Below are 21,754 nucleotides of genomic sequence, written 5' to 3' on the forward strand. Positions count from 1 at the left end.
CTCCGACGATGGCGGCAGCTTGATCAGTAGGGAGGGTATCGAATGAGATCGTTGCTCTCTTCCGGCTTGGTAACATTCGACTTCCACGAGAACCGTGTTGCCCGGTATGGAGCGAGGTCCAAACTCGGTCTGCGACCTGCCACGAGATCGGCAACCAATCTTCCGGTCGTGGCTCCGAGCGTCATACCGACTTGGCCATGCCCGAATGCCATGACGACATTATCGTGATTAGGTGCTTTATCGATGACCGGCATGGTATCAGGCAAGAAGGGGCGGGGTCCCATCCACTGCTTGCCGCCGGACGTGTTTAATCCAGGAAGAACGGATTTCGCCTTCTCGGCAATGATATCGGCGCGCTTGAAATTGGGCTTTGGATCAAGCCCGGCGACCTCGATCGTGCCGCCGATGCGCAATCCGGTTTCCATAGGCGTGAGCACGAAGCCGCCATTGGCATAGAGCACCGCGTGATTGACCGTCACATTTGGGTTGGGCAGTTGATGATGGTAGCCTTGCAGGGCCGCGAGCGGCACCCGCACGCCGATATCCCGCGCCAGCTTGCCGCTCCAGGCACCGGCAGCCAGCACGATCCGCTTTATGCCTATCTGCTCGCCGCCCTCGAGGGCGATCGCGGTGGCCTTGCCACCCTTGACGACAAGATTGCGCACGGAACCGGTTCTAAGCGTGCCGCCGCGCGAAAGGAAGAATTCCGCCAGCTTGTTGCGCACAATCCCGGGATCGGAAAACTGCAGCCACTGTTCAAGCAACAGGCCGCACGTGATCGGTCCGGACAGCGATGGTTCGACCGCCTTGAGGTCCTTGGTGTCGAGGAACCTGTGGCGAAAGCCGCTGCTGGTCCTGAGATTCCAGGTAAAGCTGTCGCCGTCGATATCGGCCTTCGAGTTGAAGGCCATGATGTTTGGCTTGTTGACCAGCTTGTCCGATAGGCCGGCGGCATCGAGCAAGGCCCGATAGTCCTGCTCGGCGCGCGACAGGAGCGGGGTCATGCCCTCGACGACCTCCAGCACCTTGCTCCGCCGGCCTGCCCATAGGAAGCGCAGCAGCCAGGGCATCTGGCTGATCATGTCCTTGGGCCGCACGAACAGCGGGCTCTTGGGATCGGAAAGCCACTTCGGAATCTTCGGCAGGATGCCCGGTTTGGAAATCGGGACGATTTCGCCGACTGCCAGCAATCCGCAGTTGCCATAGCTCGCGGCCTGGGTCTCGAGGCCGCGATCGATCAGTTCGACGTTGAAGCCTTCTTCCTGAAGGGCAATTGCCGAGCATACGCCGACAATGCCGCCGCCGATAACCGTGACGTCACTCACCGACAGGTTTGCCATCTGCTTACTTTGCCCGGGTCTTCGCGTCGATCATGGTGCCATTTTTGGCCCAGCTGCTTCTTTCATGTTCGTTGAAGACGATCTGCACGTCGTCTTCGGTGCATTTGGCGATCCGCGCGAGTTCTCTCGTGAAGACTTCCGCGATTTCCGCCTTCTGTTCGTAGGTGCGGCCTGACAACATGTCGACGCGTACAACCGGCATACAAACTTCCCCTCGTTAGCCTCTTGAGATATCGCGCCGAATATTGCATATCTAATGTCGACATTCCATAGACAATGTGCAAAAAATGTTTGCCAGCGGTACCCGGTCTTGGAGCCGCACCGAGTTTGAAAGGCGCGTCGATGATGATTTCCGGCACCACGAAGATTTTCTACATGCTTGCGCATCCGATCGCTCATGTCCGCACGCCCGAGGTCATCAACCCCGTGTTTGCGGCACGCGGCATCGACGCCGTCATGGTGCCCGTGCATTTCAGCCCCGAAGACTTTGCCACGGGCTGGGAGGCTCTGAAAGGGACGCGCAACCTGGGCGGCATCGTCGTCAGTGTTCCCCATAAGGAGCAGGCCTACGCGCTATCGGACGAAGTGGACCGGGCCGCCGAGGAGCTTGGCGCGGCCAACGTTATCCGGCGTGATCCCGACGGTCGCATGATTGCCACCAACATGGATGGCCTCGGCTTCCTGCGCGGTATGTTGAATGGGGGCCGTGACGCGGAGGGGCGCGACGTTCTGCTCGTGGGCGCCGGTGGCGCCGGCAAGGCGATCGCATTCGGATTGGCGAAGAGCGGCAGCAAGTCGATCCGGATCAGTGATGTCGATCCAGAGCGTGCGGAAGTGCTCGCCGCGGATATCAAGAACCGTTACCCGGACCAGACTGTCACCGCTGGAAGCCCAAACCTTGATGGGATCGACATGCTGGTCAACGCCACGCCCTGCGGGCTTCACCCGGAAACAGATCCGCTGCCGGTCGACATCGCCGATTTGCGGCCGGACATACTCGTCGCCGACATTATCATGAAGCCGCGCGAGACCCCGCTTCTGCAAGCGGCAACCGCGCGGGGCTGCCAGGTTCGCTACGGTGCGGGAATGCTCGATTCGCAGATCGAACTGATGGTATCCTTTTTCGGATACTAACGATCACTTCGCATAGTTGAGCGTCAGCTTGGCGGTGAGATTCCGGTTCAGGAAGTCCATGAAACGGCCCCTGAACTGCACAGCATGCAGATGGGCTTCATGCTCGGCCCGATCGGCATCCCGCTTTTCGATCGCGTCGATCATGGAGCGATGCGAACTGGCCAACTCGTCCAGCGACAGATTTGGGTCTAGTGACTGATACTGGAAATGAAAGAACAACAGCCTTCGCCCCTCCTGCAGCAGCCGACGATAGGAGTCGGCGAAGTAGGTGTTGCGACAGGCGGTGGCGATTGCCATGTGGAACTCGAAATTCTTTTCGATCATGCCGATGGAATCGCCGGAGGTCATCGCATTGACGGCTTCCCGTTCATACTGCTTCTCCGCCTCGCGGATCTTGGCGAGGTCGTCGGGGGTGCGATGAAGCGCTGCGAACCGTGTGACGACGCGTTGCATCAGGTCCAGCGCGTCCAGGAATTCCGGCATCTTGTCGAACTCCATGGGAGCCACGATGATGCTGCGGTTCGGAAGAATCTGCACAAGGCCCTCGCCGGAGAGCCGTACCAGCGCCTCGCGGATAGGCGAACGCGAAAGTTTGAATCGCTGGCTGAGGCTGACCTCATCGAGCGATGTGCCGGGCGCTATCAGAACGCGAAGAATGTCGTCACGGAGCTTCTTGTAAACGCGTGCGCTGCCAGTTTCCTTGTTGCCGCTCACATCGCCGACCTTCAGCGCATTTTTCAAAGTCATATTCCGAACGTCGCTCTAATTGTAAGGGGTTAGCGGATGCTCACCGAATCCTGAAGCTCCAACGAGCCGTCGCCATTCTGCCTGTTGTATGAACAAATGTCGACAGGGAATGGCACGCATAATCAAGAGCCTGGCGGCCGTAGTGGATGCAATCGTCCAGTGTCACCGCACCGACGCGCTGCGTCAAATTGCCGAGCCTGGGGCTGGACGAGACATCACCGGCTTGATAGCCGGGCACGCTCGGTCAGATGTTGACGATAGCATCATGATTGTTCCGGCTGAACCAGGGGAGACGGGGATCATAGTTCGTGCATTGTCTCTCAAACAGGGTCGCTTCAACTCCGCCAAAAGTCCTTGAACGATAGCGCGGACTGATGCTGTAACGCCTTTGACTTGCGTCACATCGATGCCAACAGCTACCAATTGCCATACACCCTTTACGTCCCATTCTCACTGGAGCGGGAGGAGGAACTCGTTACTCGGCGGTCTCAACGATTTGCGGCTCGTCCAGCATCGCACGATATCTGTTGAGGCTCTCTTCGAGATGTGCGGCCAACGCGCTCTTGGCTGATTTTACATCGCCTTGGGTGATGGCCGCGAAGATCGCGGCATGTTCCTTGTTGATCTTTTTCAGATAGGTTTGATGGGTCCGCGCCGATTGACGGTGTTTCATGACGAGGTCGAAGCTGATCTCGCTGAAGACGGCCTGGAGAAACTGCGGAAAGTGTGGATTGCGGGTTGCCCGGGCGATCGCTAGGTGGAACTCGAAATCCGCCCGCGCCTCGACCTCGGCGTCATCGCTTTCGACATTGTCGAGATAATCGAACGCGCGCGCGATATCGGCGAGCGCTTCGGGGGTGCGGCGTGCCGCGGCAAGCGCCACGGATTGCATTTCGACGCCAAGACGAAGCTCGAGGATTTCCATCGCGGAACGGATGTCCTCGATCCGGCTGATCTCGAAATTGAGCGCCTTGGAGTCGCGTTCCGTCACATAGACGCCGTCACCCTGACGGGAAATAACCCGACCGGCAACCCTCAGCGACGTCAGGGCTTCGCGAATGACAGTTCGGCTCACGCCGAATTCTTCGCACAGCTGCGCGCTCGACGGGATCTTTTCTCCCGGAAGGTAGACACCGGAGTCGATACGGCCGGTAAGCTGGGCGACGACAATCTCCGCCAGATTGCCCCGTTGCGTGATGACTGACAACAAATTCTCCCGCCGTTACGCCGTTGCGGCCTGCATAATTTACCACATATCACATATCATTCTACATTGCCATTGGCAGTGTTTCCAACCGGTAGAGAGTTCAGGAATTCCATCGGATGGCGCAGGCGGCGCCGGTCGATCTTTTGCACCTGGGATCGGCACGAAAAGCCTGTGGCGAGCGATTCTGCACCATCATGGCTGGCAAGCATGCTACTCCAGCTCATGGCGTAAATCCGCTCTGACAGCTCTCGATTCTTGGCCTCATGCCCGAATGTCCCCGCCATTCCACAACATCCAAGTGAAGGCACACTCAGTGTGACGCCCACGGCGTTGAAAATCGTCTGCCAATCGGATTTCGCCGACGGCAGGTTTGTTCGCTCGGTACAATGGAGAAGCAGACGCAGGCTCGCCGGCGATGCGGCGAGGGACTGCTTGATCCGCGGTGTGAGGGACCGCAACCATTCCTGGGGAAGAAGCACATCGGGCACGGCCCCGGTGACCTGCCTGTATTCTGATCGAAAGGCCAGCGTCATGGACGGGTCGAGGCCGACCAAGGTGCCGCCCGCGTCCGCCAGGGCCGAAAGCTCCGTGGCATTGTTGATCGCGAGCTTCTCGAAAGCCTTGAGATAGCCGTGAACGTGCAGGGCCTTGCCATTGGCGATCGACGCGCGGACGAACGGCCGCTGGCCGAGCTTGCGGGCCAGTGACACCGCGGCAATCACAAGCTCGGGATTGTAGTAGCCGGTGAAGGCATCGACGACGAACACGATGGCGTTGGCGCCGTCCATGGTTCGGCTCGATGCGACGTTCCGCAGTGTCGCGAGCTCGATACCCATGGCCCGCAATCTTTTCCAGAGGTCGATCTCGGGCATTTCGGGAAGGGCGGTCAACCCCAAAGTCCTCGTCGCCGATTGCCCGGCCCGCGAGCGGACAAGGAAATTATAGGCCGGCCGCACATGTGCCAGCCATGGGAGCAACTGCTCGATCATCGCGACAACCGGGTCCTTGAGCGGACGAAGATAGCGGGCGTGATAGATCTCGAGAAACTTCGATCGAAACTCGGGCACGCTGACCTTGACCGGACATTGCCCGGCGCAGGCCTTGCAGGCGAGGCAATTGTCCACGGCGCGCCGGACATCATGCGAGAAGTCCTGTCGGTTTAATGGATTAAGCGAATGCCACGCGCTGCTCGCCCATATGAGCAGGCGGTTGCGCGTTCTGGCCTCAAGGGCTGCCTGGACGGGATCGACACCGGCCGATCCAAGCTGACGCAGCCATTGCTTGAACAACATCGCGCGTCCCTTCGGTGAGAAGCGACGGTCGCGGGTTGCCTTGTAGGAGGGGCACATCGGACTGTCGGCATCGAAATCAAAGCAGGCGCCGTTTCCGTTGCAGAAGGAAGCATTGCCGAAGGACGTCCGCGCATTGGGTGCAATGGGGCGATCCAGCTGTCCACGGAGCGGTGGTTCGTCGATCCGCGTCAGGGGAGATGCTTGCGCGGTCACGATCTTGCCGGGGTTCAGCTGGTCATGCGGGTCGAAGGCGCGCTTGATGTCACGCAAGGCCTCGTATAGCGGGCCGAAATATTCGGGAACATATTCCGACCGCACGCCCTTGCCATGTTCGCCCCAGAGCACGCCGCCATATTTGCGCGTCAGTGCTACAACCGCGTCGCTCACGCGGCGAACCAGGGCTTCGTGGTCCGGCCGGGTGAGATCGAGCGCGGGCCGGACATGCAGCACGCCGGCGTCCACATGCCCGAACATGCCGTAACCGAGTCCTTCGGCGTCGAGAAGGGCGCGGAATTCCCTGATATAGGCCGCAAGATTTTCCGGTGGGACGGCCGTGTCCTCCACAAAGGCGACGGGTCGGACCGGCCCGTCGACATTGCCGAGCATTCCGACGGCGCGTTTGCGCATCGTCCAGATCGCTTCGACATCGCTACGGGAGTCTGCGATCGTATGGCCACGCCGTGCTACGCTTCCGCATGACGCCAGGGATGTGGAAATGGAGGCAAGCTTGGCTGCCAGCGCCTCGCGGTTGTCGGCGATGACTTCCACGATATTGATGCCATTCGTCTGCCCGTCGTCGGGGAAAAACCGTGCTATGGTTGGCCAGACGATGTCGGCGCGCGCCAGTCGCAGCACCGTTTCATCGATCGTTTCCACAGAGGCGACGCCAAGAGCGGCCATTGTCCGCGCGTCTTCCAGCGCCGCATTGAAATCGTCGTAGCGGATGTTGATGAGGGCGGACTCGGCCGGGATTGGCAGGAGATTCAGATCCGCCTCGGCGATGAAGGCGAGCGTTCCCTCCGCTCCGCACAGCACCGAAGTGAGATCGAAGCGGCCATCCTCGCGTATGATATGGGCGAGATCGTACCCGGTCATGTAGCGGTTAAGCTTGGGGAATGTGCGCTCGATGAGGGCCTTTTTCTCCAGATGGATGGCCTGCAGGACACGATGGATTTCGCCGATCCTGTCGCCGCGAGCCGTGATCTGCGACAATTCCCGGGCGTCGACGGGATGCGCCCACCAGTCCGTACCATCGGCAAGGACTATCCGCAGGCCAAGAACGTGGTTGCTTGTCTTGCCATAGATGCATGAGCCCTGGCCACAGGCATCCGTACTGACCATGCCGCCGATGGTTGCCCTGTTGGATGTCGACAGTTCAGGAGCAAAGAACAGCCCGTAGTCCCTGAGTGCCCGGTTGAGCTGGTCCTTGACGACGCCCGCCTCGACGCGGGCAATCCGCCTCTCCACGTCGATTGAAAGGATGCGGTTCATATGACGGGAGCAGTCGATGACGAATCCGCTCGTCAGCGATTGACCATTGGTTCCGGTTCCTCCACCGCGCGGAGTCGTCACGACATGTTCGAAACCCGGCTCGCCAAGCGTCGAGGCGAGACGGCGCAAATCGTCGCCATGCTTCGGAAAAATCACCCCGGCGGGCAGGACTTCGTAGATCGAATTGTCGGTCGAGGCGACAATCGTGCTATCGCGCCCAGTTTCGATATCGCCCTGGAACCCCTTTTCGATCAGCCGCTCGAGAAAACCCGGGTCAGTCGGTTCGGGAACTCCGTCAACTTTCAGGCGCGGGATCACGCATGCCTCCAAAAACCACTTGTCGCCGAAAAAATTTGGCATATAAGTGATAACATACAAATTAAATGACGCAACCGTGTGGCGCGAGGGGAGACATGCAGCAGCAGACCGTTATTATCGTTGGTGGAGCCTCGGGGCTGGGACTGACGACAGCCAGGCTGATGGTGGAGCGTGGGGCGGCCAAAATCGGCCTGATCGATCGCAACGAGCAGCTCCTGGCGAGCTCCTCCGACACGCTTCGGGCGCTCGGCGCTGAGGTGGCGACATCAGTGGCGGACATTTCGCGGGCCGAGACGGCACATCGCGGCTTTGACGAGATTGTCAGCAAGCTTGGCCGGGTCCACGCGCTGGTCAACAGTGCGGCCATCTACCCGCGCAGGCCGATCCTCGAAATTACTGACGAGGAATGGGATCTAGAGAACGCGATCAACGTGAAGGGCACCTACCACATGATGGTGGCGGCCGTTCGGCATATGCGCAGCTTTGCGAACCCGCCCGAAGTCGCCGGCCGTATCGTCAATGTCACCTCGGTTGATGCGTTCAAGGCCCATCCCCAGAACGCCCATTACGCCGCCACCAAGGCCGCGGTTGTCAGCCTCACCAAATCCTTTGCACAGGAATGCGCGGCCGACGGTATTCTGGTGAACTCTGTTGCGCCGGCGGGCTTTGCCACCGATCGCGCAAAGGAGCTGGGATTCCTGCCCGAGCTTGCCAAGGCAAGTGCCCTCGGTCGCGCCGCAGAGCCGGTCGAGATGGCCGAATGGATCGTCATGATGGCCAGCAGCCGAAATACCTATGCCACTGGCGAGAACGTGGTGATCAGCGGAGGCTACATCTATGTCTGACGGCACGGGTTACAGAACGGCCGTCGTCACAGGAGCGACGAGCGGCATCGGCCGGGCGACCGTGTTCAGGCTCCGGCAGATGGGCCTCGACGTTTACGCGGTGGGACGGAATGCCGCCGCCCTTGAAAATCTGGCGGCGTCGTCCGGGGCGAAGACGGTGCAGGCGGATGTTCGTGATACAGCCGCGCTGGCCGCGCGTTTTGCGGATGTCGAGATCGACATCCTCGTAAACAACGCCGGGATCCTGTCGACCCGCGCCCTGTTCCACGAGATCGATCCGGCCGAAATCGATGCCATGATCGATGTCAATCTCAAGGCACCCATGCATCTCACCCGCGCTGTCCTTCCGGGCATGGTCGCCCGCAAGAAGGGACACCTGATCTTCATCGGTTCCACCGGCGGCCAGGCGCCCTATCCCTCAATGAGTGCCTATGGCGCGTCCAAGGCCGGGCTCAGCCTGTTTTGCGACAATCTGCGCTGCGATCTCCTCGGCACGTCGGTCCGGGTGACGGAGGTCGTGCCCGGTCGCGTCCAGACCGATCTCTACCGCACGGCCATTGCCGACAACCAGGCACAGGCCGTTCTTTATGACGGCTACAGGCCTATCCAGCCGGAGCACATTGCGGCGGTCATCGCTAACGCCATAGAACTGCCGGTTTTTGTCGATGTGGCTCGGGTCGAGGTTTTGCCGACCGATCAGGCCGCGGGTGGCGGCCAGATGGTCAAGTTCGAGCAATAGATCGCTGAGGCCATCGGCCTACGGCCGCGCGATGACGGCATGTCGCCTCACGCATGCCAATCCATCTCAACAGTTCAGGGAAACCAGTATGAAACGGAATGGAGGAAAGCTCCTCGTCGATAGCCTGGTCGGGCTCGGAGCGACGAAGAGTTTCGGTGTGCCAGGCGAGAGCTACCTCGCGGTCCTCGACGCGCTGCACGACACGAGTGGGCGCCTTGATTACGTCCTGTGCCGCAACGAAGGCGGGGCTGCATTCATGGCTGCGGCCTATGGCAAGCTCACGGGCCAGCCCGGCATCTGCTTCGTCACGCGCGGGCCGGGGGCCACAAATGCTTCGATCGGCGTGCACACCGCCATGCAGGACTCGGTTCCGATGCTGCTGTTCGTAGGGCAGGTCGGACGGGACATGCGCGGCCGCGAAGCGTTCCAGGAGGTGGATTACCGGGCAGCCTTCGGAACGGTAGCAAAATGGGCCGTCGAAATCGATGACGCCGATCGGATCCCGGAGATCCTGTCCCGGGCCTGGACGATGGCCGTCACCGGGCGTCCCGGACCTGTCGTCATCGCCCTGCCGGAAGACATGCTCACCGCATTGACAGATGCCGCGCCACTTCCGGGCCCGCTCGAAATATCGGAGCCGTCGCCATCGGCGGCTGCCATGGCGCGTCTCCGCGACATGCTCGGCGCCGCCGAGCGCCCCGTCATCCTCTATGGTGGCTGCAACTGGAAGCCGGACGCGATGGCGCTCGTGCAGCAATTCGCCGAGGCGTCGGATATTCCCGTGGTCGCCGTCTTCCGCTACCAGGACCAATATGACAATCATTCGTCGACCTTTTGCGGCGAAGCCGGTGTCGGCATGGTCGAATCCGTCAAGTCGATTCTCAAGGACGCCGATGTCATTCTCGCGATCAACAATCGGTTCGGCGAAAATTCCACGGACGGCTACACTCTCTTCGACGTGCCGAGCCCGCGTCAGGCCATCATTCACGTCCATGGCTCCGACCTTGAGATCGGCAAGGTGTATCGTCCGGCATTCGGCATCCAGGCCGGGCCGAATGCCTTTGCCCAGGCATTGAGCGATCTGGCGCCGGTCAAGGGGCCATGGTCCGAATGGCGCAAGCGTGGTCGTGATGCCTATTTGAAGGGCTTCGAACTGGCCGACCTGCCGTCTCCCGTCGACATGGGCAAGGTCACGACGCTGCTCAACGACATCCTGCCCGACGACGTCATCCTCACGAACGGCGCCGGCAACTTCACCGTCTGGCCGAACAAGTTCTTCAGGTTCGGTCCGAAGGCGCGCCTCTTGGCGCCGCAGTCGGGCGCCATGGGTTATGGCGTTCCCGCTGCAGTGGCGGCCAGGGTGGCATATCCCGATCGCACAGTCGTCTGCTTCGCCGGCGACGGCGATTTTCAGATGAACTGTCAGGAGCTCGCAACCGCGCTGCAGGCCGGCGCGCAGCCGATCATCCTGCTCCTGAACAACGGTATCTATGGCACCATCCGCGCGCACCAGGAACGCCACTATCCGGAGCGCGTCTCCGGCACGACCATGGTCAATCCCGATTTCGTAGCGCTCGCGAAAGCCTATGGCTTCCATGCCGAGCATGTCGCGACGACGGCTGACTTCGCTGCCGCCTTCGAGCGTGCCCGTGCCTCGAAGACCGGCGCCCTCCTCGATCTCGACATTTCTCCGGAAGCACTGACACCGCGCCGCACGCTCAGCCAGATGCGTCAGGCCGCTCTCGCCGCAAAGGAACCCGCATGACGTCGCGTCACCAAATCCGTCTCGGCGCCGATATCGGCGGCACCTTCACCGATATCGCGCTCGATGTCGGGGGAACGCTCTATTCGACCAAGGTGCTGACCAATTATGCCGCGCCGGAGCAGGCCATTCTCGACGGCATAGAGATCGTCGTCAGGGACGCCGGCATTACACCTGGTGATATCGACATCGTCATCCATGGCACCACGCTTGCGACCAATGCCCTGATCGAGCGCCGTGGCGCCCGGACGGCACTGGTCACTACAGAAGGCTTCCGAGACGTCCTCGAAATGCGGACCGAGAACCGCTTCGAACAGTACGACCTCAGCCTCGTGCTGCCCAAGCCGCTCATCCCCCGAGAAGACCGTTTCACCGTCAAGGGGCGCATAGACGCGCAGGGGCGCGAACTCCAGCCGCTCGACGAGGCAGCGCTCGAAGCGATCGCCGAGACCATCGCCGCAGGCAGTTTCGGCGCCATCGCGATCGGCTTCATTCATTCCTACATGAACCCGGCGCATGAAGAGCGGGCGCGGGAAATCCTGTCGCGCAAGCTCGGTATTCCGATCTCGATCTCGGCGGAAGTGTCGCCGCAGATGCGGGAGTTCGAGCGCTTCAACACGGTCTGCGCCAATGCCTATGTGCGGCCGCAGATGACTGACTACCTTTCCCGCCTGCAGGTGCGCCTCAAGGAGATGGGTGCGCAATGCCCGGTCTTCATAATTCATTCCGGCGGCGGCCTCATTTCGGTGGAGACCGCGGCCGAATTCCCGGTACGATTGGTCGAGTCAGGTCCCGCGGGTGGCGCGATCTTTGCAGCAGACATCGCCCGCCGCTTCGGCCTGAATCGAGTCGTGTCCTACGACATGGGCGGCACCACGGCGAAAGTTTGTCTCATCGAGGATTTCGAGCCGCAGACCGCGCGAACCTTCGAGGTCGCCCGCACCTACCGCTTCTGCAAGGGGTCGGGCATGCCGATCTCCATTCCGGTCATCGAGATGATCGAGATCGGCGCCGGCGGCGGCTCGATCGCTTGGGTGGATGCCATGGGACGGATCCAGGCAGGCCCGGAATCGGCGGCTTCGGAACCCGGCCCGGCCTGCTATCAGAGGGGTGGCGAGCGCCCTGCCATCACCGACGCCGACTTGGTGCTCGGCAAGCTCGATGCGGACAATTTCGCCGGCGGCAAGATCAAACTCTCCCTCGACAATGCCCGGGCCGCGATCGCGCGTGATGTCGGCGAAAAGCTCAGCCTCGAACCTCAGTCGGCAGCCTTCGGCATCGTCGAGGTCGTCGACGAGAACATGGCCAATGCCGCGCGCGTGCACGCCGTCGAGCATGGCAAAAACATTTTCGACAACACGGTGATCGCGTTTGGCGGCGCGGCTCCGCTGCATGCGGCGCGGCTCTGCGAAAAGCTCGGCGTCGATCGCTGCCTCATCCCGCGGGGCGCCGGCGTCGGCTCGGCGATCGGCTTCCTCAAGGCGCCGTTCGGCTATGAAGCGCTCGCCTCCAAGATCATGCGCCTGTCGAAATTCGACGCGGCGTCGATCAACACGATGCTCGACCAGTTAAAGGCGACCGCCGAAGGCTTCGTGCGCGCCGGCACCGACGGCGCGATCACCCGTGAAGTGACCGCCTTCATGCGCTATGCCGGCCAAGGCTGGGAAATCCCGGTGCCCATGCCCGAGGTCCCATTTGTCGACGCGGACAAGGCCGCGATCGAAAAGGCCTTCAAGGAGCGTTACGCGCAATTCTTCGGCCGTGCGGTCGAGGGTCCGGAAGTGGAATTCGTGACCTGGTCCGTCAAGGCGCAGGACATTCGTCCCGAGGGCGAGAAGTTCGCCCTCGATGCCGGCGGCCGGCCGGCATCCGGCCATGCCACGCGCAAGGTCTTCGACCCGGCATCCGGCAAGGAGCTGGAAACGGCAATCGTGCCGCGCGACGCGCTCGCAGCCGGTGCACGGATCTCCGGACCCGCCGTCATCGTCGAGAGGGAAACCTCGACCGTCGTCACTTCACCGTTCGATGCCGTGATCCAGGCGGATGGCACTATCCTGCTCGTGCGGAAAGGGCTCTGATCCATGAGCGACATCAATGAAATTCGCATGCAGGTCATGTGGAACCGGCTGATCTCGGTGGTCGAGGAACAGGCGTTGACCCTGCTCCGCACGGCGTTCTCCACTTCGGTGCGCGAGGCCGGCGACCTGTCGGCCGGCGTCTACAATGCCAAGGGCGAGATGCTGGCCCAGGCCGTGACCGGAACGCCGGGCCACGTTAACACCATGGCCGAGGCCGTGCTGCACTTCATCGCCGAGATCCCGCGCGAAGAAATGTATCCGGGTGATACCTATGTGACCAACGATCCCTGGAAGGGGACCGGCCATCTGCACGACATCACGATGGTTTCGCCATCCTTCAAGGGCGATCGGCTGATCGGCTTCTTTGCCTGCACCGCCCATGTTGTCGATGTCGGCGGGCGCGGTTTCGGCGCCGACGGCAAGTCGGTGTACGAGGAAGGCATCCAGATCCCGATCATGAAATTCGCCGAGCGGGGCGTGGTGAACAAGGATCTGCTGAAGATCCTCCGTGTCAACGTCCGCGAGCCCGACCAGGTGATCGGCGACTTCTTCTCGCTCGCCGCCTGCAACGACGTCGGTCACCGTCGCCTGATCGAGATGCTCAACGAAGTCGGCTATGACAATCTCGATATGTTGGGCGAGTTCATCCTGTCGCGCACCCATGCCGCGACCATGGAGCGCATCGCCAATCTTCCGAAGGGCTCTTGGGCAAACGAGATGCTGACCGATGGCTATGACGAGCCGATAAAGCTCGCCGCCAAGGTCTCGATTACCGACACGGGCATCAATGTCGATTTCTCCGGCACGGATGGCGTCAGCCGCTGGGGCATCAATGTGCCGCTGATCTACACCAAGGCCTATGCCTGCTATGCGCTGAAATGTGTCGTCGCGCCCGACATCCCCAACAATGCGGCTTCGCTCGCCGTATTCAACGTCTCCTCGCCCAGCAATATCCTCAATGCCGGCCGTCCGGCGCCGGTTTCCGTGCGCCATGTTATCGGCCACATGGTGCCGGATCTCGTGCTCGGAGCGCTTTCCAAGGCGCTTCCGGGGAAGATCCTGGCGGAAGGGGCAGCGGCGCTCTGGAACGTACATATCTCGGTGCGTCCGATTGCCGGCACGCCCGGCCGGCGCGCCGAGGTGCTGATGTTCAATTCAGGAGGCATGGGTGCGCGTCCGGATCTCGACGGTCTTTCCTCGACGGCCTTCCCATCGGGTGTCCACACGATGCCGATCGAGGCGACCGAACATACCGGCCCTATCGTCATCTGGCGAAAGGAACTCCGGCCGAATTCCGGCGGTGACGGCAGATATCGCGGCGGCCTTGGCCAGGTAATCGAAATCGCGCCTGCCGACGGACATGAATTCGATTTCTCGGCCATGTTCGACCGCATCTCGACGCCGGCCCGCGGCCGTGCGGGTGGTGGGGATGGTGCGCCGGGTTCGGCCAGGCTCGATGACGGCACCAGGTTGCGTCCCAAGGGTTGGCAGCACGTGCCCGCCGGCCGCAGGCTGATGCTGGAACTGCCGGGCGGCGGCGGCTTCGGTGATCCTGCCGAACGCTCGCGCGAAGCCCGGGCCGAAGATCTGTCCAAAGGATATGTTACGGAGAAGAAGTCGTGACCTATATTGCCAGCCGACTGTCGGCGGTGAAGCCATCCGCCTCCATGGCCGTCTCCCAGGCGGCCAAGGAGCTTGCCGCGACCGGCGTCGACGTGATTGATCTCGGGCTTGGCGAGCCGGATTTTGCGGCGCCCGCCCACATCACCAAGGCTGCGTTCGAGGCCGCCAGCCGGGAGCGCATGCTCTATACGGCTTCGCTCGGAACGCCGGATCTGCGCAAGGCGATCGCGGCCAAGTTCAGCCGAGAAAACGGCCTCGATTATGCGCTCGACCAGATCGCCGTCGCCAATGGCGCCAAGCAGATCATCTTCAACGCACTGATGGCCACAGTGGAGGAGGGCGACGAGATCCTTCTTCCCGCGCCCTATTTCGTGTCCTATCCCGAGATGGCGAAGCTGTTCGGCGGCGTGCCCGTCACCCCGGAAGGCCCGGCCGAAGCGGGCTTCCGGCTGACGCCCGACGTGCTCGAAGCGTCGATCACCGACAGGACGCGCTGGCTGTTCCTCAACATGCCCGGCAATCCCTCGGGTGCGGTCTATTCCAGGGAGCAGCTCCAGGCGCTCGGCGCGGTGCTGGCCAAGCACCCGCAGGTCCTGATCCTGTCCGACGAGATTTACGAGCACATCATCTTCGACGGCCGGACCTTCGTCTCCTTCGGCGCGGCCTGCCCGGACCTGCTCGATCGCACGGTGATCGTCAACGGTGTCTCGAAAGCCTATGCCATGACCGGATGGCGCGTCGGCTATGCCGCCGGTCCCAAGGACCTGATCATGGCGATGGCGACCATCCAGAGCCAATCCTGTACATCGGTGAGCGCACCGGCCCAGATCGCCGCCAAGGCTGCGCTCGAGGGACCGCAGGACGAGGTGGCAAAGTTCCGCACCGTCTTCGAACGCCGACGTGACCTCGTGGTGGAAGGCATCTCGAAGATCGACGCGCTGCAGCTCGATCCGCCGGAAGGTGCTTTCTACGCCTATATCGGCTGCGCCGCGCTTATCGGTGCGGTGACGCCGTCCGGGCAGACATTGGCCGACGACGTCGCGGTTGCCAAATACCTTCTTGAGGAAGGTCATGTGGCGGCGGTGCCGGGCACGGCCTACGGCCTGTCGCCTTTCTTCCGCATTTCCACGGCGACATCGGACGAGGTACTGATTGAGGCCGTGGCGCGCATTGGCCGCGCAGTTGCCAAGCTCAAGAGGTGACGGGCAGAACCATGGCCAAGGATTTCAACACTATTCTGATCACCGGCGCCGCCGGACGGCTGGGCACCCAGCTGCGCAAGGGGCTGGTGCATCTTGCCGGCAAAGTCCGCGTCGCCGACCGGGTCGAGATCACCGATCTTGCGCCGCATGAAGAAGCCTTTGTCTTCGATCTTGCGGATGCCGATGCGGTCGAGAACGCCGTCAAGGGCGTCGATGCCATCGTGCATTTCGGCGGCGCGCCACTGGAGACGGCGTGGAAAGCGATCCTCGCCTCCAATATCCAGGGCAGCTACAACATCTATGAGGCCGCCCGTCGTCACGGCGTAAAGCGCGTGGTCTATGCCTCGTCCGTCCATGCCATCGGCTATCACAAGCTGACCGACAATATCGATGAGACCGCACCGGTTCGTCCCGACAGCCTCTACGGCGTGTCGAAATGCTTCGTCGAGGCGCTCGCGCAGTTCTACTGGGATAAGTTCGGCCTGGAAAGCGCCTGCCTGCGCATCTTCTCGTCCTTCCCAGAACCGCCGGAGCGCCGCATGCTATGGTCCTGGCTGTCCTTCGACGATTGCGTCCGGCTCGTGGATGCGGCGCTGACCGCGCCGCATATCGGCTGCACCATTGCCTTCGGATTGTCCGATAACAAGGTCTGCCCCGTCGACAACACCAACTGGAGCCGGCTCGGCTATCATCCGAAGGACAATACCGAATTCGCGCGTGAGAAGGTGGAGGCCGCTGTGCCTAGGCTCGACCCGCACGCGCTGGCGACCCAGCATCTCGGGGGCTGGTTCGTCGATCTGCCGCATCCTGATGACGAGGTGGCGAAGTGAAGGATACTTATGATGTCGTGATCGTCGGCGGCGCCGTCATCGGCTCGGCCGTCGCCTACTATCTCTCGGCCAATCCGGATTTCGATGGCTCCATCCTCGTGATCGAGAAGGATCCGACCTATGCGAAGGCGTCGACCTCGCTGTCGTCGTCCTCGATCCGGACGCAGTTCTCCAACCCGATCAATGTCAGGATCAGCCAATACGGCTCAGAAGTTATCCGCAACTTCGCCGACATGATGCAGGTTGAAAACGACCGGCCGGATCTCTGCTTCCACCCCGGCGGTTACCTGTTCCTGGCCAGCACGCTCGAGCAGGTGCAGATCCTCCGCGAGAACCATGAGGTGCAGATTTCCTGCGGCGCCGATGTCGTGCTGTTCAACAGAGACGAACTCGCCGATGCTTTTCCGCATCTCAACGTCAGCGACATCGAGCTTGCCTCCTATGGCCGGTCCGGCGAGGGCTGGTTCAACAACACTGGCCTGATGTACGGCTTTCGCAACAAGGCGCGCTCGCTCGGCGCGGAATACATCACCGACGAGGTGATCGGCATCGGCCGGGAAGGCAATAAGGTAACGTCCGTCGTCCTGAAATCGGGCCGGAGCATCGGCGCAGGCACGATCGTGAATGGATCCGGTCCACGTGCTGCCTTGACGGCCCGCATGGCCGGCCTCGATATCCCGGTCGAGCCGCGCAAGCGCACCTTGTTCGTCTTCGATTGCGCCGATACGCCCGAGGGTACAGCCAATATCAACAGCGGCCGGCTGCCACTGATGATCGACCCGAGTGGCGTGTTCTGCCGCCCGGAAGGCCGCTTCTTCCTGTCAGGATGTCCGCCGGTCGAGGATCCGACCTCGGATTGGGACGACTTCGAGCCACGCTACGAGGAATTCGAGGATATCATCTGGCCGGCGCTGGCCGAACGGTCGCCGAGATTCGAGGCCATCAAGGTCGTCAACCAGTGGGCCGGTCACTATGATTTCAACACGCTGGACCACAACCTGATCGTTGGCCGGCATCCGGAAGTCCGCAATTTTATCTTCGCCAACGGCTTTTCCGGCCACGGCCTTCAGCAGGGTCCGGCCACCGGGCGGGGCGTGTCGGAACTTGTCATCTATGGTGAGTATCGGAGCCTTGATCTGACAGAAGTCGGCTACGAGCGGGTCGTTGCCAATCGGCCTTTCCTTGAGAAGGCGGTCATTTGAGACCATCAGCGGCGGATGGGCCGTGACCGTGGCCGATTGACAGCCCTGGACCGAGGTGATTGGGGTAAGTTCTCCTGACCACGCATAGTACGAACCACACCGGAAAAAACAAAAGCGGGACACTCCTCGTCTTCGAAAGCCGATCCGAGGAATGCCCGGTTTCCGATTTTTCATTTGATGCGGAACGACGATGCTATCGCAATCACTTCAGGGAGAGCATGCTGAATCATCCTCGATCATTTGCAACACGACTTGACTCAGTGACCGGATTACCGATGCAATTGACAATGCCCTGACGAAAGTTTGCGGCTGACCGGTTTGCGAGGCACCGTCCGGCTCAGACCGGGGGCTGAGCCAAGCGCCTGCGAGCGATGCCCGCATGGAAATTTGCCCCATGGATGAGCCCGTCGTCGTTGAAGTCGTAGGACGGGTTGTGCAGGGGCTTGGACTGTTCGCCGTTACCCAGGAAGACGAAGCAGCCGGGCACGAAATCGAGAAAGCGCGCAAAGTCTTCCGAGGCTGTCATCGGTTCGGCACGGCGAGATACGTTGTCCGCGCCAACGATGTCGGCCGCCGCGGCGAATGCCTCGTCCGCAAGCTCGGGATCATTGAGCAAGGGAACGAACTCCCGCGTGTAGTCGACCTTGACCCCGACATTGTAACTGAGCGCCGTGCCGTCGGCGATGATGCGCATCTGCTTTTCGATTTCGGCGCTGACCGAAGGATGAAAGCTTCTGCAATCGCCGAGGATTCGGGCCGTGCCCGGCAGTGCGTTGCGGGTGCCGTCGGTGAGAAGTTCGGTCACTGAGATCACGGCGATATCGGTGGGATCGAGACGGCGGGCAACGATGGTTTGGAGGTTTACGACCAGCGCACAGGCCGCCACCAGCACCTCATTCGTCGCGTTCGGGCGTGCCGCATGGCCGCCAAGCCCGCTCAGCACGATCTCGAAATTGTCTTCCGCCGACATGATGGCGCCGGGCCGGGTCTGGAAATGGCCGACTGGCAGGCCCGGCATGTTGTGGATGCCGTAGATTTCGTCGAAGGGGAAACGTTCCATGATGCCGTCATCGATCATCGCCAGCGCCCCTTTGCCCCATTCCTCGGCCGGCTGAAACACGAACCGCACCGTGCCGTCGAAGCCGCCGTCCTCGGCGAGCATCCTGGCCGCGCCGAGCAGCATCGCCGTATGGCCATCGTGGCCGCAGGCATGCATGACGCCCGGATTGCGCGACCGGTAAGAAAGGTTCGATTGCTCGGGAATGCGCAACGCGTCCATGTCGGCCCTGAGCGCAATCGAGCGGTTGGCGCTGCCACGCTTCAGCGTGCCGACGACGCCCGTCCCGCCGACGCCTTCACTGACATCGTCAAGGCCGAATTCCCGTAGCTTTTCGGCGACAAAGGCCGCAGTCCCTTTCTCCTCGAAGCCGAATTCCGGGTTGGCATGGAGATGGCGTCTCCATGCCTGCATGTCCGCGATCAATTGCTCCAGGTTCATCGCCTATCCCTCTCCCGCCAGTTTCCGGACAACGTCCAGCAGGATGTTTGCTCCGTCAACGAGATCGCCATCCGCCGTGAATTCCTTCGGATTATGGCTTATGCCGTCCTTACTCGGCACGAAGATCATGGCCGAAGGCGCAATCCGGGCGATCATCTGCGCGTCGTGGCCGGCGCCCGACGTCATGCGGCGGCAGGTGAGATCACGTGCCCTGGCGGCCGTTTCGATCGCTCCGACAATGCCCGCGTCGAACTGAACCGGCTCGAAGCGCGCTAGCCGCTCCACCGAAATCGCGACATCCTCTTCCTTCGCGATCGTTTCGAGGAAGGCGGCAAGTGCTGCCTCCTCGTCTTTGAGCCGGGTTTCGTCCGGATCGCGGAGGTCGACGGTGAAGGTGGCGCGCGACGGGATGACATTGATGGCGTTGGGCTGGAATTCCATGCAGCCGACGGTCGCCACCGTCGGCGTGTTGGACGCTCTGGCGCGGTCCCGCAAGAAGGTGATGACCCGGGCAGCCGCATGGCCGGCGTCGCGCCGCATGGAAATCGGCGTCGTTCCCGCGTGGTTGGCGTCACCCTCGATCGTCACCCTCTGCCAGGAAATGCCCTGCAGATTTTCCACGGCGCCGAGCGCAATGCCCTCACGCTCCAGCACCGGGCCCTGTTCGATATGCAGCTCGATATAGGCATGCGGCCTCAGGAATCCGGGCTCATGGTTGCCGGCATAGCCGATGCGCCGAAGCTCGTCGCCGAGCACCGTTCCATCGGTTCCGACGGTCGCAAGCGCGGCATCCACATCAAGCCCGCCGGAGTAGACGAGCGATCCCATCATGTCGGGCGCATAACGCACGCCCTCCTCGTTGGTGAAGGCGGCGACGGTGATGGGACGCGAAGGAGAAAAGCCCGCTTCCTTCAGCGCTTCGATAACCTCGAGGCCTGCGAGCACGCCGTAGCAGCCGTCATAAATCCCCGCATCGATCACGGTATCGATGTGCGAGCCTAGCATCAGCGGCGCAGCATCCGCCACGCCCTCCGGGTTCCAGATGCCGAAGACATTGCCGATCCTGTCGATGGCGATATCCAGACCCGCGGCCTCGATCCAGTAAGCGAACCGGTCGCGGCCCGCCTTTTCCGTATCGGAAGCGGCAAGGCGTGTGAGCCTGCCGCCGGGATCGCGGCCGATTGCGCCTAGTTCGGCAAGCCTGCCGAGCAGCCGGGTTGGGTTGATAGACTGGTTGTTCATTGCGCACTCCACGACATCACATCTTCAGGCGAGCGTCCGACGACTTCCCGGTACAGCGCAGGATCGGTCGCGCCTTCCGTGTTGACCACGAAAATCAGGGAATCCGGCCCGATGGAAAGGGCCGCCTTCATCTTCGGATCGGCAACCGCCTTCAGAAACCCGGCAAGACCCACCCCACCGCTCTCGCCTGCAACGACAGCCAGATCTTTGCCGATCGGGTTGGCAAGCCTTCGCATCACGGAAATCGCGTCTTCCTCGTCAACGGTCATGAAGGCATCGGCGGTACGTGAAAGGATGCGCCACGCAACGAGCGACGGTTCGTAGCATTCCAGCATTGCCATCACGGTCGACTCGCCATGTGGCACGGTAACCGGATGGCCCGCCCGCGCCGTCTCGAACAGGCAAGCGGCCCGCGCCGGATCAACGACCGTGAAAACTGGACGCCTTTCATCCAGAACGATTGCTAGATGGCCGGCGACCGCCGCGGCGATGCCACCGACTCCCGACTGGATGAAGACATGGGTCGGTGGCTCCGGCATCTGTCTGAGCGCCTCGCGCACAAGTGCGGTGTAGCCCTGCATCACCAGGCCGGGGATGCGCTCGTAACCCGGCCAGGACGTGTCGGAGACGATGGTCCAGCCACGTTCGTCGGCAACGCGGGCGGCCTCCTTGACAGAATCGTCATAGCTTCCGGCAACGCGGATCATCTCGGCGCCGAAGCGGGCAATCGCCGCCACACGCTCGTCGCTGACGCCGGAATGGACGAAGATCGCCGCCTTCGCGCCGACCAACTGAGCGCCTTGAGCGACCGATCGGCCATGATTGCCATCCGTGGCGCAGGCAACCGTCATGCTCCCGGAGATTTTGCGAACCTCCGGCGATTGCAGTTCGCCCATTTCGACCACACGCCCCAGTTCTTCCGTTGCTCTCTCGAGAACCAGGCGGATGACGGCATAGGCGCCGCCAAGCGCCTTGAAGCTGCCGAGCCCCAGCCGCTGTCCCTCATCCTTCACGTGGATCGCCGCGACACCGCTTTCGGCGGCAAGCGCGGGTAAGGAAACCAGTGGCGTTTCGCGATTATGTTCGCGGTGCTTGAGGTGGGCTTCCACATTGGTCGCCGCGTCGATGCCGAGTGTATTAGCATCCGCCGGGTCGAGAGGGCGTCGATAGTCCGCATGGGTATTGAGGGTAAACATGAGGGGCC

Annotated in this window: 17 protein-coding genes; 9 read left to right on the forward strand and 8 right to left on the reverse strand. The window is 61.8% G+C overall.

Annotation, left to right across the window (positions count from 1 at the left end):
• Positions 1 to 23 precede the first annotated feature (23 nt).
• Both M728_RS28665 and M728_RS28670 read right to left on the reverse strand, forming a co-directional pair.
• The gene (locus M728_RS28665; RefSeq protein WP_245269724.1) at positions 24 to 1,340 is read right to left on the reverse strand and encodes an FAD-binding oxidoreductase; all 1,317 of its coding nucleotides are present in this window, start codon (positions 1,338 to 1,340) and stop codon (positions 24 to 26) included.
• A 4-nt stretch (positions 1,341 to 1,344) separates the two neighbouring features.
• Entirely contained in the window at positions 1,345 to 1,542 is a 198-nt protein-coding gene (locus M728_RS28670) for a tautomerase family protein (protein WP_026621518.1), read from the reverse strand.
• 140 nt (positions 1,543 to 1,682) lie between these two features.
• Between M728_RS28670 and M728_RS28675 the strand changes: the two genes are divergently transcribed.
• Complete coding sequence (locus M728_RS28675; RefSeq protein WP_026621517.1) at positions 1,683 to 2,474, forward strand: shikimate dehydrogenase; 792 nt, start codon at positions 1,683 to 1,685, stop codon at positions 2,472 to 2,474.
• 3 nt (positions 2,475 to 2,477) lie between these two features.
• On the opposite strand, the gene M728_RS28680 is transcribed toward M728_RS28675, so the two are convergent.
• The 3 genes from M728_RS28680 to M728_RS28690 form a co-directional block, all read right to left on the reverse strand.
• Complete coding sequence (locus M728_RS28680; RefSeq protein WP_051440937.1) at positions 2,478 to 3,221, reverse strand: GntR family transcriptional regulator; 744 nt, start codon at positions 3,219 to 3,221, stop codon at positions 2,478 to 2,480.
• 475 nt (positions 3,222 to 3,696) lie between these two features.
• Positions 3,697 to 4,428, reverse strand: coding sequence for a FadR/GntR family transcriptional regulator (locus tag M728_RS28685; protein ID WP_026621514.1), 732 nt, complete (start codon positions 4,426 to 4,428; stop codon positions 3,697 to 3,699).
• 56 nt (positions 4,429 to 4,484) lie between these two features.
• On the reverse strand, positions 4,485 to 7,529 hold the full coding sequence (locus M728_RS28690) for an FAD-binding and (Fe-S)-binding domain-containing protein (RefSeq protein ID WP_026621513.1): 3,045 nt from the start codon (positions 7,527 to 7,529) through the stop codon (positions 4,485 to 4,487).
• A 95-nt stretch (positions 7,530 to 7,624) separates the two neighbouring features.
• On the opposite strand from M728_RS28690, the gene M728_RS28695 reads away from it, so the two are divergent.
• The 8 genes from M728_RS28695 to M728_RS28730 all read left to right on the forward strand — a co-directional run bounded on the left by M728_RS28695 (position 7,625) and on the right by M728_RS28730 (position 17,810).
• A complete protein-coding gene (locus M728_RS28695) occupies positions 7,625 to 8,374 on the forward strand; it encodes an SDR family NAD(P)-dependent oxidoreductase (protein ID WP_026621512.1) in 750 nt (249 codons plus the stop codon).
• Positions 8,367 to 9,113 (forward strand): SDR family oxidoreductase, encoded by a 747-nt coding sequence (locus M728_RS28700; RefSeq protein ID WP_026621511.1) that lies wholly within the window; start codon positions 8,367 to 8,369, stop codon positions 9,111 to 9,113. The genes M728_RS28695 and M728_RS28700 overlap by 8 nt, the downstream gene beginning before the upstream one ends.
• Positions 9,114 to 9,201: 88 nt before the next feature.
• The gene (locus tag M728_RS28705) at positions 9,202 to 10,878 is read left to right on the forward strand and encodes a thiamine pyrophosphate-dependent enzyme (protein ID WP_026621510.1); all 1,677 of its coding nucleotides are present in this window, start codon (positions 9,202 to 9,204) and stop codon (positions 10,876 to 10,878) included.
• Positions 10,875 to 12,953, forward strand: coding sequence for a hydantoinase/oxoprolinase family protein (locus M728_RS28710; protein WP_026621509.1), 2,079 nt, complete (start codon positions 10,875 to 10,877; stop codon positions 12,951 to 12,953). The genes M728_RS28705 and M728_RS28710 overlap by 4 nt, the downstream gene beginning before the upstream one ends.
• Before the next feature lie 3 nt (positions 12,954 to 12,956).
• Positions 12,957 to 14,576, forward strand: coding sequence for a hydantoinase B/oxoprolinase family protein (locus tag M728_RS28715; protein ID WP_026621508.1), 1,620 nt, complete (start codon positions 12,957 to 12,959; stop codon positions 14,574 to 14,576).
• Positions 14,573 to 15,778 carry a pyridoxal phosphate-dependent aminotransferase gene (locus M728_RS28720; RefSeq protein ID WP_026621507.1) on the forward strand — a complete coding sequence of 402 codons (1,206 nt, stop codon included), beginning with the start codon at positions 14,573 to 14,575 and terminating at the stop codon, positions 15,776 to 15,778. The genes M728_RS28715 and M728_RS28720 overlap by 4 nt, the downstream gene beginning before the upstream one ends.
• Positions 15,779 to 15,789: 11 nt before the next feature.
• Complete coding sequence (locus tag M728_RS28725; RefSeq protein WP_026621506.1) at positions 15,790 to 16,608, forward strand: NAD(P)-dependent oxidoreductase; 819 nt, start codon at positions 15,790 to 15,792, stop codon at positions 16,606 to 16,608.
• On the forward strand, positions 16,605 to 17,810 hold the full coding sequence (locus M728_RS28730; RefSeq protein WP_026621505.1) for an FAD-binding oxidoreductase: 1,206 nt from the start codon (positions 16,605 to 16,607) through the stop codon (positions 17,808 to 17,810). Before M728_RS28725 ends, M728_RS28730 begins: the two co-directional genes overlap by 4 nt.
• A 337-nt stretch (positions 17,811 to 18,147) precedes the next feature.
• On the opposite strand, the gene M728_RS28735 is transcribed toward M728_RS28730, so the two are convergent.
• The 3 genes from M728_RS28735 to M728_RS28745 are packed head-to-tail and all read right to left on the reverse strand — an operon-like array spanning position 18,148 to position 21,746.
• On the reverse strand, positions 18,148 to 19,308 hold the full coding sequence (locus tag M728_RS28735; RefSeq protein ID WP_026621504.1) for a M20 aminoacylase family protein: 1,161 nt from the start codon (positions 19,306 to 19,308) through the stop codon (positions 18,148 to 18,150).
• Positions 19,309 to 19,311: 3 nt separating this feature from the next.
• The gene (locus M728_RS28740; RefSeq protein WP_026621503.1) at positions 19,312 to 20,550 is read right to left on the reverse strand and encodes a Zn-dependent hydrolase; all 1,239 of its coding nucleotides are present in this window, start codon (positions 20,548 to 20,550) and stop codon (positions 19,312 to 19,314) included.
• Positions 20,547 to 21,746 carry a diaminopropionate ammonia-lyase gene (locus M728_RS28745; protein WP_026621502.1) on the reverse strand — a complete coding sequence of 400 codons (1,200 nt, stop codon included), beginning with the start codon at positions 21,744 to 21,746 and terminating at the stop codon, positions 20,547 to 20,549. The genes M728_RS28740 and M728_RS28745 overlap by 4 nt, the downstream gene beginning before the upstream one ends.
• Between the last annotated feature and the right edge of the window lie 8 nt (positions 21,747 to 21,754).

The organism is Ensifer sp. WSM1721 (assembly GCF_000513895.2).
Classification (GTDB): domain Bacteria; phylum Pseudomonadota; class Alphaproteobacteria; order Rhizobiales; family Rhizobiaceae; genus Sinorhizobium.

Bases quoted from the DNA above. Each gene is read 5' to 3' on its own strand.
- M728_RS28665 (WP_245269724.1), bottom strand. From the start codon at position 1,340: ATGGCAAACCTGTCGGTGAGTGACGTCACGGTTATCGGCGGCGGCATT.
- M728_RS28670 (WP_026621518.1), bottom strand. From the start codon at position 1,542: ATGCCGGTTGTACGCGTCGACATGTTGTCAGGCCGCACCTACGAACAG.
- M728_RS28675 (WP_026621517.1), top strand. From the start codon at position 1,683: ATGATGATTTCCGGCACCACGAAGATTTTCTACATGCTTGCGCATCCG.
- M728_RS28680 (WP_051440937.1), bottom strand. From the start codon at position 3,221: ATGACTTTGAAAAATGCGCTGAAGGTCGGCGATGTGAGCGGCAACAAG.
- M728_RS28695 (WP_026621512.1), top strand. From the start codon at position 7,625: ATGCAGCAGCAGACCGTTATTATCGTTGGTGGAGCCTCGGGGCTGGGA.
- M728_RS28700 (WP_026621511.1), top strand. From the start codon at position 8,367: ATGTCTGACGGCACGGGTTACAGAACGGCCGTCGTCACAGGAGCGACG.
- M728_RS28705 (WP_026621510.1), top strand. From the start codon at position 9,202: ATGAAACGGAATGGAGGAAAGCTCCTCGTCGATAGCCTGGTCGGGCTC.
- M728_RS28710 (WP_026621509.1), top strand. From the start codon at position 10,875: ATGACGTCGCGTCACCAAATCCGTCTCGGCGCCGATATCGGCGGCACC.
- M728_RS28715 (WP_026621508.1), top strand. From the start codon at position 12,957: ATGAGCGACATCAATGAAATTCGCATGCAGGTCATGTGGAACCGGCTG.
- M728_RS28725 (WP_026621506.1), top strand. From the start codon at position 15,790: ATGGCCAAGGATTTCAACACTATTCTGATCACCGGCGCCGCCGGACGG.
- M728_RS28735 (WP_026621504.1), bottom strand. From the start codon at position 19,308: ATGAACCTGGAGCAATTGATCGCGGACATGCAGGCATGGAGACGCCAT.
- M728_RS28740 (WP_026621503.1), bottom strand. From the start codon at position 20,550: ATGAACAACCAGTCTATCAACCCAACCCGGCTGCTCGGCAGGCTTGCC.
- M728_RS28745 (WP_026621502.1), bottom strand. From the start codon at position 21,746: ATGTTTACCCTCAATACCCATGCGGACTATCGACGCCCTCTCGACCCG.